Annotated in this window: 13 protein-coding genes and 2 pseudogenes; 4 read left to right on the top strand and 11 right to left on the bottom strand. The window is 59.8% G+C overall.

All coding sequences use genetic code 11. From position 1 onward, the window contains the following. The 7 genes and pseudogenes from SOR61_RS08810 to SOR61_RS08780 form a co-directional block, all read right to left on the bottom strand. A pseudogene (locus SOR61_RS08810) lies at positions 1-80 on the bottom strand (integrase); the annotation flags it as partial. 185 nt (positions 81-265) lie between these two features. Continuing rightward, positions 266-1240 (bottom strand): hypothetical protein, encoded by a 975-nt coding sequence (locus tag SOR61_RS08805; RefSeq protein WP_320612287.1) that lies wholly within the window; start codon positions 1238-1240, stop codon positions 266-268. 18 nt (positions 1241-1258) lie between these two features. Beyond that, positions 1259-2860 (bottom strand): MBOAT family O-acyltransferase, encoded by a 1602-nt coding sequence (locus tag SOR61_RS08800; RefSeq protein WP_320612286.1) that lies wholly within the window; start codon positions 2858-2860, stop codon positions 1259-1261. 1 nt (position 2861) lies between these two features. Further along, positions 2862-3092 (bottom strand): phosphopantetheine-binding protein, encoded by a 231-nt coding sequence (locus SOR61_RS08795; RefSeq protein ID WP_320612285.1) that lies wholly within the window; start codon positions 3090-3092, stop codon positions 2862-2864. Positions 3093-3108: 16 nt separating this feature from the next. Next, on the bottom strand, positions 3109-4284 hold the full coding sequence (locus SOR61_RS08790; RefSeq protein ID WP_320612284.1) for an alanine racemase: 1176 nt from the start codon (positions 4282-4284) through the stop codon (positions 3109-3111). Further along, a complete protein-coding gene (locus SOR61_RS08785; protein ID WP_320612283.1) occupies positions 4277-5800 on the bottom strand; it encodes an amino acid adenylation domain-containing protein in 1524 nt (507 codons plus the stop codon). Before SOR61_RS08785 ends, SOR61_RS08790 begins: the two co-directional genes overlap by 8 nt. Before the next feature lie 138 nt (positions 5801-5938). Beyond that, positions 5939-6607 carry a hypothetical protein gene (locus SOR61_RS08780; RefSeq protein WP_320612282.1) on the bottom strand — a complete coding sequence of 223 codons (669 nt, stop codon included), beginning with the start codon at positions 6605-6607 and terminating at the stop codon, positions 5939-5941. A gap of 240 nt (positions 6608-6847) precedes the next feature. Between SOR61_RS08780 and SOR61_RS08775 the strand changes: the two genes are divergently transcribed. The 3 genes from SOR61_RS08775 (at position 6848) to SOR61_RS08765 (ending at position 9693) form a co-directional block, all read left to right on the top strand. Further along, complete coding sequence (locus SOR61_RS08775) at positions 6848-7564, top strand: response regulator transcription factor (RefSeq protein WP_320612281.1); 717 nt, start codon at positions 6848-6850, stop codon at positions 7562-7564. Next, positions 7554-8891 carry a HAMP domain-containing sensor histidine kinase gene (locus tag SOR61_RS08770; RefSeq protein WP_320612288.1) on the top strand — a complete coding sequence of 446 codons (1338 nt, stop codon included), beginning with the start codon at positions 7554-7556 and terminating at the stop codon, positions 8889-8891. The genes SOR61_RS08775 and SOR61_RS08770 overlap by 11 nt, the downstream gene beginning before the upstream one ends. A 175-nt stretch (positions 8892-9066) precedes the next feature. Further along, entirely contained in the window at positions 9067-9693 is a 627-nt protein-coding gene (locus SOR61_RS08765; protein WP_320612280.1) for a CatA-like O-acetyltransferase, family 2, read from the top strand. Between the two features lie 27 nt (positions 9694-9720). Here the strand turns inward: SOR61_RS08765 and SOR61_RS08760 are convergent, their stop codons facing one another. Both SOR61_RS08760 and SOR61_RS08755 read right to left on the bottom strand, forming a co-directional pair. Then, positions 9721-9927, bottom strand: coding sequence for a helix-turn-helix transcriptional regulator (locus SOR61_RS08760; RefSeq protein ID WP_320612279.1), 207 nt, complete (start codon positions 9925-9927; stop codon positions 9721-9723). A gap of 12 nt (positions 9928-9939) precedes the next feature. After that, on the bottom strand, positions 9940-10263 hold the full coding sequence (locus tag SOR61_RS08755; protein WP_320612278.1) for a DUF6442 family protein: 324 nt from the start codon (positions 10261-10263) through the stop codon (positions 9940-9942). A 112-nt stretch (positions 10264-10375) separates the two neighbouring features. Here SOR61_RS08755 and SOR61_RS08750 point away from each other — a divergent pair. Continuing rightward, positions 10376-11135: pseudogene (locus SOR61_RS08750) on the top strand (MerR family transcriptional regulator). Positions 11136-11186: 51 nt separating this feature from the next. Here SOR61_RS08750 and SOR61_RS08745 read toward each other — a convergent pair. Then, positions 11187-11855, bottom strand: a complete 669-nt coding sequence (locus SOR61_RS08745; RefSeq protein ID WP_320612277.1) for a metallophosphoesterase — start codon at positions 11853-11855, stop codon at positions 11187-11189. A gap of 161 nt (positions 11856-12016) precedes the next feature. After that, a partial coding sequence (locus SOR61_RS08740; RefSeq protein ID WP_320612276.1) for an HAD-IC family P-type ATPase occupies positions 12017-12800 on the bottom strand: 784 nt, incomplete at its 5' end.

The following is a 12800-nucleotide window of genomic DNA, read 5'->3' as shown; positions in this document are numbered from 1 at the left end:
TGGGCGAACAAATGGCGCAGGTTGTGGGGAAAGACCTTGGTGGCCTCCACCCCCGCCTTTCGGCACAGTCCCTTCATCTCCACCCGGCCCCGCCGGGCTGCCTCCGTGGCGATGTACTTCACCTCGCTCACCCGGATCTCTGCGCCGCCCATGGCCTCGATGTGTTCCATTCTGTCCTCTCTGTGAAATCCCGTGGTGGGTACCTCTATTGTGCCTTCCCATGAAAACCGCTCCAACCTCTTCAAAAAAGAAACCGGGGGCGTCATCACGCTCCCGGTTTCTTTTCCTCTTGCTGTGCAAGAAAGGCCTCGTAGTCTTTCAGCAGTGCGTCCCAATCGGAAAACCGAGGGTCCCCCCGGTGGTCGGTCAGGATGCCCAGCGCCTGGAGGTACTCCCCCAGCCGCATGCTGACCTTCGTTGCCCCGTCGTTGTTCAGGTGGTCTCCCTTGTCATAGGTGTCTTTGCTCCAGTCCAGGCCCAGCGCAGCCTGCTCCCGGTTCAGGTCCAGATAGGGACAGCCCAGCTCCCCGGCAAAGGCCGCCGCCCCCAGCCCACGGGCATCGCTCCAGTTGGCGGGGCTGGGTGCGCTCACCAGGATCAGCTGCGCCCCATGGTCCTGGCAGATCTTCTGGATCCACTGTACATACAGCCGGTTGGTCCTGGCGATCCTCGCCGGCACCCCGGTGGGGGTCATGTAATCTCCCCCCTCCCAGGGATCCACCTTCACTTTGGGGACGTGTCCCTTGTAGAGGTTCCTTCCCGTGGTTTCCACCGGCCCGGTAAAATCCCGTTGGCTCAGCCCCTTCCACCGGTCGTGGTACCGAAACACCGGCAGCCGGTCAGACAGCTCCTCCAGGTACATGTCCCCCGCCGTCATGTTGTGGTACAGGTTCAGCGCCTCCAGGATCACCACCTTGGGCTTCTGCCTCTCCAGGGCCCGCTTCAGCATGGTCTTGCTGTAGGGCAGCACCTGAGCATCCGTGCCGCAGGTGTAGCTGGTGTATCCGGTCTGCTTCCAGAGCAGCATGGGGGAAAAGGCCGTGTGGGCCTCGCTGTTGCCCAGGATGAGCACATCAATGGTGTCCGGGGCCTCCCCCAGGATCCCGTTGGCCTGGACCCGCTCCATGCCCGCTTCGACCGTGTTGTCCTTGGGCTGCACCACCCAGGACACCCCTTGCAGCAGCACCAGCAGGCCAACAACAAAGCAGACCCAGCCCACCACTCGTTTCGCATACTTCATATCAGGTATCCTTACTCTTTAAAATCCCGCGTAAATGGGGTCCACCGGTACATATCCCACGCCGTACGCCCCAAAGATCACCACGGCCAGGATCATGGCGTAGTACACCGGGACGCGTACCCACAGGCGGCTCTCCACCAGCTTCTGCCCCACCGGGACGCTCCGCTCCTGCAGAGAGCCCACGACGGTCACCAACGCCAGCATCACCGCCACGACGAGCCAGTCTTTCCAGTCCAGCCCCATGGTAAAGAAGGTCCCGCCGGACAGGGTTTCCAGAGAGAACTCCGTCACCATCTTATGGAACATGGCAAGGCCGGCCCGCAGGCCGTTGGCCCGGAAAAAGAGTTCCCCCACGCAGACCAGCACCGCCGTCCGCACCATCTGGAACCAGCGGTAGCCCCACCTGGTCCGGTCGATGCCCAGGCGGGCGGCCAGCCCCGCGGCAAAGGGCTCGGCAATGTTCTCGCACAGGATGAGCGCAAAATGATACATGCCGAAAAACAGATAGCTCCAGGCAGAGCCGTGCCAAAGGCCGTTGCCCACCCACACACAGAAGAGAGCAATGGAGCCGGACAGCAGGGGGCCAAAATGGTTGCCCAGATGCTTGCGCCCCTTGGCGGTGAGCTTTTTCAGGGGCTTGGACATGGACAGAGGGAAAAAGACGTAATCCTTGAACCAGGTACCCAGGGAGATGTGCCATCGCTGCCAGAACTCGGAGATGCTCCGGGAGCGGAAGGGCCGCCGGAAGTTCTCCGGGATGGCCATCCCGAAAATCTGCCCGGTCCCCACCGCCAGGTCCATGGTCCCGGAAAAGTCCATGTAGAGCTGAATGGTGTAGCTCACTGCCGCCACGGCGATCACAAAGCCGTCGTACGTCTCATACTGGTTGAACACGTTCTGGATAAACAGGTTCAGCCGGTCTGCTACGATGATCTTCTTCATGATGCCGTAACAGATCCGCTGAAGCCCCAGACACAGGTTCTGGTGGCGCAGGGCCGGGGCCTCCCAGAGCTGGCAGGCGGTCTGCTCATACCGGCAGATGGGGCCTTCCATGATGATGGGGAAAAAGCCCATGTACAAGGCCAGCCGGAACAGATTCTGGTCTGCTGCCATCTTCTTCCGGTAAACATCAAACAGGTAGGAGACCGCCTGCATGGTGTAGAAGGAGATGCCGATGGGGAGCAGGTACTGGGGCACCGTGATCTGCCGCTGGACCCCCAGCATGGCCAGAAGGGTATTGATGTTCCCGGCGCAAAAGCCGCTGTATTTCAGCAGCACCAGCACCCCCAACTGGAAGATCACCCCCAAGGCCACCACCCGGCGCTGCTTCTTCTGCCAGGCCGCCCGCAGGGCCTTTTTCTCCTCTCTGGCCGCCTGCGCCAGGGCGTCCTGCTCATCCCGCTGCAAGCTCATGAGCCACAGGCCCACGTAATGGATGCACAGGGTAGACAGGATGAGATAGGCGATCAGCTTTCCGCTGACCGCCCAAAAGCACAGATAGCTGAACAGCAGGAGAAGGGCCCGTCTCCCCCGCTGGGGGAAGAGGGCATACAGGATCACAGCCGCCGGAAGATAAAACCCCAGGTACCCCGCAGAAAAGTAGGAGGACAGGGTGATCATATCATCCTTCCTCGATCAGCCTCTGGATGAGTTCCCACATCCGCTGGGCGGAGTTGAAGTTCTCCGGGACGATCTCCACCGTGGGGATGGTCACGTCAAAGGCGTCCTCCACCTCGGCCACCAAAGCAATGATGTCCAGAGAGTTCAAAAAATGGCTGTCGATGAGATCTTCGCAGTGGAGGTAGTCCACGCCGGGCTGAATCTCGTTGAGAATTTCCAATAATTGTTCCATGGGTATCCCTCGTTTCTTACTCATTCGGCCGGTTGAAGCCGTAGGTTTCCTGTTCCTCCCGCAGGGTCGTCACCTGTCCGTCCGAACCCAGAAGGAGCACTTTGGGCAGCGCATGGCTGAGGAAGAGCGCAATGCCTTCCGTCATGCAGTAGGCCCCTGTTTTTTTAAATTGCAGCACATCCCCGATCTTGAGTCCCGACAGGGGAAGCTGCTTGACCAGAATGTCGTTAATGGTGCACAGCGAGCCGCAGAGGTTCCAGGGCTGAGGGTCCTCCGCCGGACGGGGCGGATGGACCGCCACCGGGGGCTGGCGCATGGCCAGACTCTGGCCGTAGTACACCAGCTGATGGATGCCTCCGTCTACGATGGCGTACCGCTGTCCGCCGTTGGTTTTCGCGTCTACCACCCGAGTGAAGTAGTCCCCGCAGTGGGCCGCAATGCTCCGGCCCAGCTCCAGGGTGCGTTTGCCCCGGAAGCGCAGCTGACCCAAAAGGGCAGCAGCCTCTGCCAGGAAGGCTTCTTCCTCCCCTTCCTCCTCGTCAAAGTAGGAGACCGGAAAGCCAGGACCAAACTCCAGCTCGCGGATTGGCTTGCCATAGGTTTGTTCCAAGGTCTCCAGGAAGGTATCCACCGTTTCCAGCTCCCGGCGCAGACGTTTCAGAGAGGTCTTTTGGGTCCCGGAAAAGTACTGGATGCCCAAAAGGTCCAGCTCCGGGGCAGGATCTGCAAAAATGCCCTGAATCTCAGCTTTTTCCAGACCAAACTGGTTGCCGCTGGTCAGGCGGAGCAGTACCGTGAGCCGCTTTCCCGCAGCCCGGGCCGCCTCCTGGAGCACCCGGTACTGCTCCATGGACTCCACGGTATAAATGCTCTCCTCCCCGCCGGGCTGCCGAACCACTTCGGCCACCCACCTGGGCTCCTTATAGACCCCGGAGAGCACGAACTGGCGGGGCGGCAGCCCCAGGTCCCGACAGATGGCATACTCCCCGGCGGAGCAGATCTCCAGCCGATCCACCAAGGGGCTGAGCACCTTCACCAGGAAGGGGTTGGCCTTGATGGCGTAGCACAGGGACCAGTCCCCGGGCAGAGTCTCCCGCAGGGTCCGGACCCGCTGCTCCAGCCGGGCCTGGTCAAAGAGATAGAAGGGGGTAGCGTGCTCCTTCAGAAGTTGTTCCACACGGGCCTCATCCATGGGTCCCCCTCCTCTCCAACAGTTTCTTTCGATCGGTTTTTCCATTTTTCGTCAAGGGAAATTCGGTCACCTGCTCCAGGGTGTTGGGGATCATAAAGGCAGGCAGCAGGTCCCGCAGCTCTCTGCGCAGGGCAGCGCTGTCCACCTGTCCCAGATAGAACCCCCGGATCTTCTGCCTGGCCTCGTCAAACACGCAGCAGCAGCGTTCCACCTGGGGCTGGGCGGAAATGGTCCGCTCGATCTCTTCCAGCTCCACCCGATGGCCCATGTGTTTGATCTGAAAATCCTTGCGTCCGCTGTAAAACAGCTCGCCCCCGGGTCCGTACCTCCCCAGGTCTCCGGTGCGGTAGATGGTCTCCCCATAGGCAGGGTTCCGTGGGTCAGGAGTAAAAGCCGCGGCGGTCTGCTCCGGCGCCCGGTAATAGCCCAGGGCCAGGGCCGTGCCCCGCACGCAGATCTCCCCGGTGACCCCTTCCTTCCAGATCTCCTGGTCCTCCCCATCCAGGAGGAAAACCTCTTCGTTGGGGAAGGCCTGTCCAATGGGGATGCCCTCCTCATAGGCCCGGGACCGGTCCAGCACATGGTAGGTGCAGTTGCAGGTGATCTCGGTGGGTCCGTAAAGGTTCACGAACTCCGCCCGGGGCAAGTGCTCCATCCACTGTTTCAGGTGCTTGGCGGGCATGACTTCCCCGCTGAAAAGCACCTTCTCCACCGTGTCCGGGGTACGGTAGTCCAGCCCGTGGAGGGTGCTGATGAGACATAGGGCAGACACCGCCCAGATCATCACTGTGACCTTCTGCTCACACAGAAAGTCCAGCAGCTCCTTGGGCCGTGAGAACAGCCGCCGGGGCACCAGCACCAGGGTGGCGCCTGTCTTGAGGGCCGTGTAAATATCTTTCACTGAGACATCAAAGTCAAAGGGCGCCTGATTGGCGATCCGGTCGTCCTTGGTAAAGCCAAAGGTGTCGGCAAAGACGTCGATGAAATCCAGCACCGAACGGTGGCTCACCACCACCCCCTTGGGGACGCCGGTGGACCCGGAAGTGAAGTTGGCGTACAGAGGGTCGGTGTCGATGGCGCGGCGGGCAGCGGCGTCCAGCCGTTCCGGCTCTTCGGGGGCGGCCAGCAGGTCGTCCAGCAGAAGGATGGACTCCGGAGGGAAGAGGTCCTCCATGGCTCCCCGATGGGCTTCGTCGGTAATGACGTACCGGGCCTGCAGCACCGACTGCACCTGACGCAGCCGGGCCGGCGGAAGTTCCGGGTTCAAGTAGACGTAAAATCCCCCGGCGCAGACTGCCCCCAAAAAGGCCGTCAGGGCGCCGCCGCTCTTTTCCAGGTACACCGCCACCGGCTCTCTGGACCGGATATGGTGGGAGAGCGCCGACCCCACCGCCCGGCTGCCAGCACGCAGCTGCGCAAAGGTATAGGCCCGCCCTTCGTCCACGCAGGCTATCTTGTCTGGATACTGACAGGCAGTTTGCTCCAGATAGGTAAGGATCGTAGAAATGAAGATCACCTGTCCTTTCTTCCAGGATGGATCGTTCTGAGAACTTTGTTTTTATCATACCAAGTACTGATTAAAGCTTTATGAAGGAATTTCTTAATTTTTCTTAAGAAATAACATCTCGCAGAACCGGACCCACTGCGGCACAGCCTACCCCCGTCCCACGGCTGACAGGATCTTCCGGGCCGCCCGGCCTCTGTCCCCCTGGAAGGTCAGGCTGTACAGGTCGCTCCAGGTCAGCACCACCGGGGTGGTCTCCGGCAGCAGGGTGACCCAGGTTTTTCCGCAGCGGACCTCCCCCAGCAGCTGCTCCGGAGAGAGCGCGTCCCATACCCCGGTGCCTTCCAGGGCCCGGGCCAGCCCCAGGGAGACCACCGGACGGACCGGGTTCCCCACCCGGAACACCAGCCGCTCCCCTTCGGCCCATGCGGTTTCCAGCCGGGAGGTCCGGCCCGGTTCCCCGGGGAACCCGTCCACCCGCAGCAGAAGCAGCGGGTCCAGCCGGGATCGGTCCGCCTGGTCGGCAAAAGCAAAGACCTTCTCGCTCACTGCCAAGGGGTCCCCAAAGACCAGCGACTGCAAGTCTGCATAGGTGAACCGCAGCCCCGCCATCTCCTCCCCCGGAAAGCAGACACAAGCGCCGTCGGTCCCGGCCCGCCGCAGCAGTTCTCTTCCGTCATAGGGCAGAAACTTCCGCCCGTGCTCCAGGCAGACCGTAAGATCCAGGGTGATCACAGGGGCGGTCGCCCCAGCCAGCCAGAGCTGCAGGCAGGGGCCTTGGCCCCTCACACGGAGAATGGTTTCTGATGCCCCTTTCATGATGCACCTCCTCTTCCTGTTTTCTACCATACATGAAAAATCTTACAAAACAGGGGATAAGGATCTAAAAGTTTCTTAAGTTTGATCTCTCCCCCCTTTCCTTATGCATTAAGAATTCTTAAGAAGTGATCCATAAATGATTAAGAAATTTCTGTTACCATAAGAAAAAGAGTGCCTTCCCTGCCCAACGCCGCCGGCGAGGCACGTTCTTCGATCATGCAAAGGGGGTCGTATCCCATCATGGACGCCCATAGAATCCTCATCGTAGACGACGACGCAGAGATCCGGGAGGGTCTGCGCATCCTGCTCAGCGGAGAAAACTACGTGATCCTGGAAGCTGCCAACGGCACCCAGGCCCTGGAACAGCTGTCCGACACCATCGACCTGGTGATCCTGGACATTATGATGCCCGGCCTCTCCGGCCTGCACGTCTGTGAGGAGATCCGCAAACAGTCTGCCGTCCCCATCCTCTTTCTCACCGCCAAGGCCCAGGAATCCGACAAGCTTCTGGGCCTCATCGCCGGCGGAGACGACTATCTCCCCAAACCCTTCTCCTACGCAGAGCTCATGGGCCGGGTGAAAGCCCTGCTGCGCCGCTACTGTGTTTACCGGGGCAAGGCCCAGTCCGGGATGGTCAACCAGGACAACCTGCTCACCGTCCGGGACATCAAGATCAGTCTGGACTTCAACCAGGTCTGGGTCCGGGGACAAAAGGTGGACCTGACCGAGATCGAGTACAAGATCCTCCGGCTGCTCATGCAGAACCCCCATCGGACCTTTTCCACCCAGGCCATCTATGAGTCGGTCTGGGGGGAGCCCTATTTCTACGTCTCCAACGGGACCGTCATGGTCCATATCCGAAAGCTGCGGGTGAAGATCGAGGCAGATCCCCAGAAGCCCCGCTACCTGAAAACCGTATGGGGAAAGGGGTATCGCTTTGAACCAGATGAATCCTAACGCCTCCCGGCAGCACAGCCTCACCGCCCGGTTCGGCCTTCTTCTCATCCTGGCCGGCGTGGTGAGCGCAGTCGCCTTCTTCTTTCTTCAGACCGCCGGCTCCACCCTGCTCACCCGGTACCTGGACAACGCACAGTTTCAGGAGACCTACATCGAGGAAAAGGTCCAGGACTTTCAGCGCTACGTCACCTCGCAAACGCTCTCCGTGCAGGACACCTACGCCCTGACCCAGTGGGTGCAGAAAACCCCCCTGCTCTTCATGGAGATCTACCGGGACAACATCCTCCTCTACACCTCCTTTGCCCCGGAGGGGACCATAGAGGCAGTCACCCAGACCGAACCGCCCTATTATTACTGGGTGTCCTACTATCCGGTGACCTTTTCTGACGGGACCGCCGATGTGGTCATCTACGCCGACGCCACCTACCGATGGTTCACCTGTCTCACCGTGACCAACCTCATCCTCTCCTTTCTGCTCTTCCTGTCGGTTTTCATCGCAGGCATCCGGAATCTGGTCCGGTATATCTGCCACCTGAGCAACCAGATCCAGGCCATGGAAGGGGGCGACCTGGACCAGCCCATCCTGGTGAAGGGCAGGCACGAGCTCTCCCGCCTGGCGCAGGGGCTGGACTCCATGCGCCAATCCTTCCGGGAACAGCGCCAGAGGGAGGCCGATCTCTACCGGGCCAACCAGGCCATGATCACCCAGATGTCCCACGACCTGCGCACCCCCCTCACCACCTTGCAGATCTACACAGACATCCTCCGCTACCGCAAGATGGACAGCCCCGACCAGACCGAAGCCTACTTAAACAGGATCGAGGCGAAGATCGCCCAGATCAAACAGCTCTCGGAAAACATCTTTGAGTACTCCCTGGTCTCCAGTCAGCAGCCCATCCGGCTGGACGCCCCCCGCCCCCTGCGGGAGATCTTCCGTGACCCCCTCTCCGAAGCCACGGCCTACCTCCAGCAGCAGGGGTTCTCTGTAACCGGCCCCGAAGACTGGACCGACCAGGCCCTCTCGGTCTACCCCCAGTATGTGAAACGTATTATAGACAACCTGGTCTCTAACATTATGAAGTACGCCGATCCGGACGCCCCGGTGGAGCTCGCCCTCACCCAGGCGCCGGACCAGGTCTCCCTCACCTTCTCCAACACCATACGCCCCGACCGGGCCAGCCAGGACAGCAGCCAGATCGGTCTGTCCAACATCCGGTCCATGATGGCCAAAATGAACGGGGAGCTTCAGGTGGAGACCACCCCCACCCGCTTTCAGGCGATCCTGCGGTTTCCCGCCTTCCCCCTTTCCTGGACCGCCAAAAAGTAAACACCACACCGAAGTTCGGTGTGGTGTTTGCTGTTCTATCGACAGGCAGAGGAACCATAAGCGCCCGTTCTAGAAATTCTGTTTGCCACTCAGTGGGCCGCTATGCTATCATAAGGCTTACGCCCCGCAGAATCCCCAATGAAAAACGTAAAAGATCGGATGGTGAGACATACCCATGAAAGAAGTAAATCCAAAAGACACACCGCGTGCCCTGGCCTTTGACCTGTGGATGAAGGCACCTATGCCTATGGTGACCCTAATGAAAACCCTGGATGTCTCCCCTCTGGTGCGCCTGCACCGGAAACGACAAGACTCGTTCCACATGCTCCTGTGCTGGTGCATCGGGCGGGCCGCAGCCCAAACGGAGGAATTTTATCTTCTTCCGGTAGGCAACAAGCTAATAAAGTATGACCGTCTGGCGGTCAATACCGTAGTCGCCACCCAAAACGGCGGCATCGCCACCTGTGACCTTCCGATTTCCCCGGATTTAGCGCAGTTTAGCCGGGATTATCAAGCGCTGACCCAGCTCGTCCGAGAAAGCGGTGAAAGCCATGAGTTGGGCCAGGACTATATGGTAATTGGTACCTCCGCCTTAGCAGAGCATGAAATCGACGGCGCTGTAAACATCTACGCTGGATTCTATAACAACCCCTTCCTTATCTGGGGGAAGTATCGCAAAAAGTGGTTCCGAACCACCTTACCGGTGTCCTTCCAGTTCCACCACACCCAAATGGATGGCATCCCTGCCGCCGCTTTCCTGGAACGCTTACAGCAGGAGATTAACCATATCCACACAAAATAATAGAGGGGCCGCCGCTGGCTGCCCCTCTCAAAAATAAAACAGATCTTCAAATTTTTTCTCCAACGCTACGCAGAGAATAAGTGCCAACTTGGCAGTGGGGTTAAACTGGCCGGTCTCAATGGAGCTAATGGTGTTCCGGGATACCCCCACCAGTTGAGCCAGCTGGGTCTGGGACAGGCCCCGCTCGGCTCTGGCTTCTTTCAGCCTATTTTTCAGAATCAGTTCTTTGTCCATGGCCTCTTCCCTTTAAAAAACGTGGAGCACGTATCTCAAAAAGAGGAGCAGGTAGCTCACCGCCAAGAGAAAGAAGAGAACCGCAAAAAAACCACTGGTCTTGGTCCTGCACCGCACCCACTGATACACAAAATTCGAGCAGCAGGTCACGTAAACCAACATGCCCATAGCGGAGCGGGCGGCATTCTCCAAGTCCACGAAGCAGTAAAGCACGGCCCAAAGGATCAGCAAGACGGTAACGGAAAAGTTCGCCCCCTTGAGGGCAATCCACTGCGCCCTCTCATCGGAGACGTTGTTCTCCTTTCGGCTTCTGGCTAAAATCTCGTCTCGGTTCATGGAATCTCCTCCCTTTCTTACCAAGTTTTCTTTGCATTTTTGATTCATCAAGAAATTCCTCTTGACTCTGCCGCTGCGTCAACTGATACAGTATCCGTAAGGAGGGATGTTTATGGAATACTCCATTCAAGAACTTGTCGCGCCTGTCCGGAGTGACCACCCGCACTCTGCGCTGGTACGACCAGATCGGCCTGCTCAAGCCCAGCCGAGTCGCGGAGAGCGGTTACCGCTACTACGGCAGCGCAGAGGCAGACCGCTTGCAGGACATTCTCTATTACCGTGCCCTCGGGGTGGAGCTGGCTACGATCAAAGAATGTCTGGACGATCCCTCCTTTGACCGGTTGGCTGCCCTGAGAAGCCACCTTTCCGCTCTGGAGACCCAGCAGGAACAGCTGCACCAACTGATCCGCTCAGTACACGATACCATCCAAGCAGAAGAAAGGAATGAGATCATGAGCGATACGAAGAAATTTGAGGCGTTTAAAAAACGGGCCGTGGATCACAACGAAGCAACCTATGGAGCAGAGATCCGCGCAAAATATGGCGACGCCGAGATAGACTCCGCCAACGCTGCGGTGATGAACCTGACCCAAGCGCAGTACAGAGAATGGACCAACCTGGGGCAGGAGATCCAGGAACGGCTGGAGGCTGCCGTCCAGGCCGGGCTGTCCCCGGAAAGCGAAGCAGGAAAAGAACTCACCTCTCTTCACCGGCGGTGGCTTACCATCACCGGAAACCGATACGACTCGGCCAAGCACCGTGGAATCGCCGAACTGTACGTGATGGACGAACGGTTCACTGCCTACTATGACAAACAAGTGTCCGGCTGCGCCCGCTTTCTCCGGGACGCCGTAGCCCACTGGGTAAACTGAAAAACAGGAGCAGGCCCTCTCGGGCTTGCTCCTGTTTTTCTCAAAAAGGTCTCAGTTGGGTTCCCCCGTTCCCCCTACGTAGAACTCGGCCAGGTCGTCCAGCCGCAAACAGGCCAGGCGGCGGTGGGGGGACTGCAGGTTGCCGCAGCCGCAGTCGATGTTCAGAATACCCTCCCCGTGCCAGATGGACAGGTCCTCCCCCATCCTGCCGGTGAGAAAGACCGTGGGGGTGTGGCCGACGATACAGAGGGTATCCTCATAGGGGCTTCGGCTGTCCGGCTCCACCCGGCCCCAGATGCGGGTGTGGCGGTCCTCCCCGGGAAAGCCGTGGACCAGATGGAACTTCCGTTCCCCCACTGTAAGGTCCAGGGCGTCCGGCAGGCCGGAGAGAAACCGCAGCAGGCGGCTGCGCTCCCGGGGACTCCGCCGGTAAAGGAGGGTCCGATAGGTGCCCATGCCGCCGTTCTGCCGCCATACCTCCCGGGCCCCCAGTTCGTTCCGGGGTCCCAGGGTGCTCAGGCACATCTGCTCGTGGTTGCCCAGCAGCAGAGTCATATTGGGGGCCTCCATGATCTGCTCCAGCAGCTCCACCCCCTCTTTCCCCCGGTCGATCACATCCCCGATGATGTACAGATGATCCTCCTCTGAAAAAGCGATCCGCTCCAGCATCTGCTGGAACCGGTCCCGCTCCCCGTGGAGATCCGACATACAGTAGGTCACAGTCCTTCCCCCTTTTTCTTCTCCGGTCAAGAAAAACAGCCACATCTCCGGGTGTGGCTGTTTTTCTCATGCAATGGTATCTTTTCTGTCCGCAGACTACGGCCCATGGCCGGCCAACCCGTTTTTTTCTGTCAGTATTGTACGTCCGGGCCAGCCTTTTTTCAAGGGCGTTTCTCTTCCTCTCGCTGGGGCACCAGTTGTCCCATGCTCCGCAGGCTGACGCCCAGGGTGGAGAGGTTATGCAGGGTGGCCGAAGCGGCCGGCGGTAGAACGCCGGCTACCCCAAGGGCGATCAGAGCGGCGTTAAACCCGATGACAAAGCGGTAGTTGGAGTGGATGCGGGCCATGAGCGCCATGGCGATCCTCCGCAGCTCCACCAGCTCCCAGAGACTGTCCGCAGCGATGGTGATATCTGCGATCTCCCGGGCAATGGCTGCCCCGTCGCTGATGGCGATGCCTGCATCTGCCTCGGACAAGGCCGGCGAGTCGTTGATGCCGTCTCCCACCATCAGGACCGTATGGCCCTCCCGGCGGAGCCGCGCCACATAGTCTGCCTTGTCCGCCGGAAGCACCTCGGACTGGAAGGTGTCTACGCCGACCTGGGCGGCAATGGCCGCAGCGGTCCGACGGCTGTCCCCGGTGAGCATGACAGCGTTGACGATCCCCAGGGCACGGAGCCCGGAAAGGACTTCCCCGGCCTCCTCCCGGAGCGGGTCGGAAATACAGATCACCGCCGCCAGCTGGCCGCCCACCGCCAGATACAGGTGGGAATACTCCGGCGGGAGCCCGTCAAAGCGCGCCTGCTCCCCTTCCGGGATCTGGCAGCCTTCGTCCTCAAACACGAAGTGGGCGCTGCCGATGAGGACCCGCTCGCCGTTGACGGTGCTGGCGATGCCGTGGGCCACCAGATACTCCACCTTGGAGTGGTGTTCCTCATGGCGCAGC

The sequence above is a fragment of the Evtepia sp. genome, from assembly GCF_034090835.1.
Lineage (GTDB): Bacteria > Bacillota > Clostridia > Oscillospirales > Oscillospiraceae > Evtepia.
The sequence above is the reverse complement of the archived record's forward strand: the minus strand, read 5'-3'. Positions and strand labels throughout refer to the sequence as shown.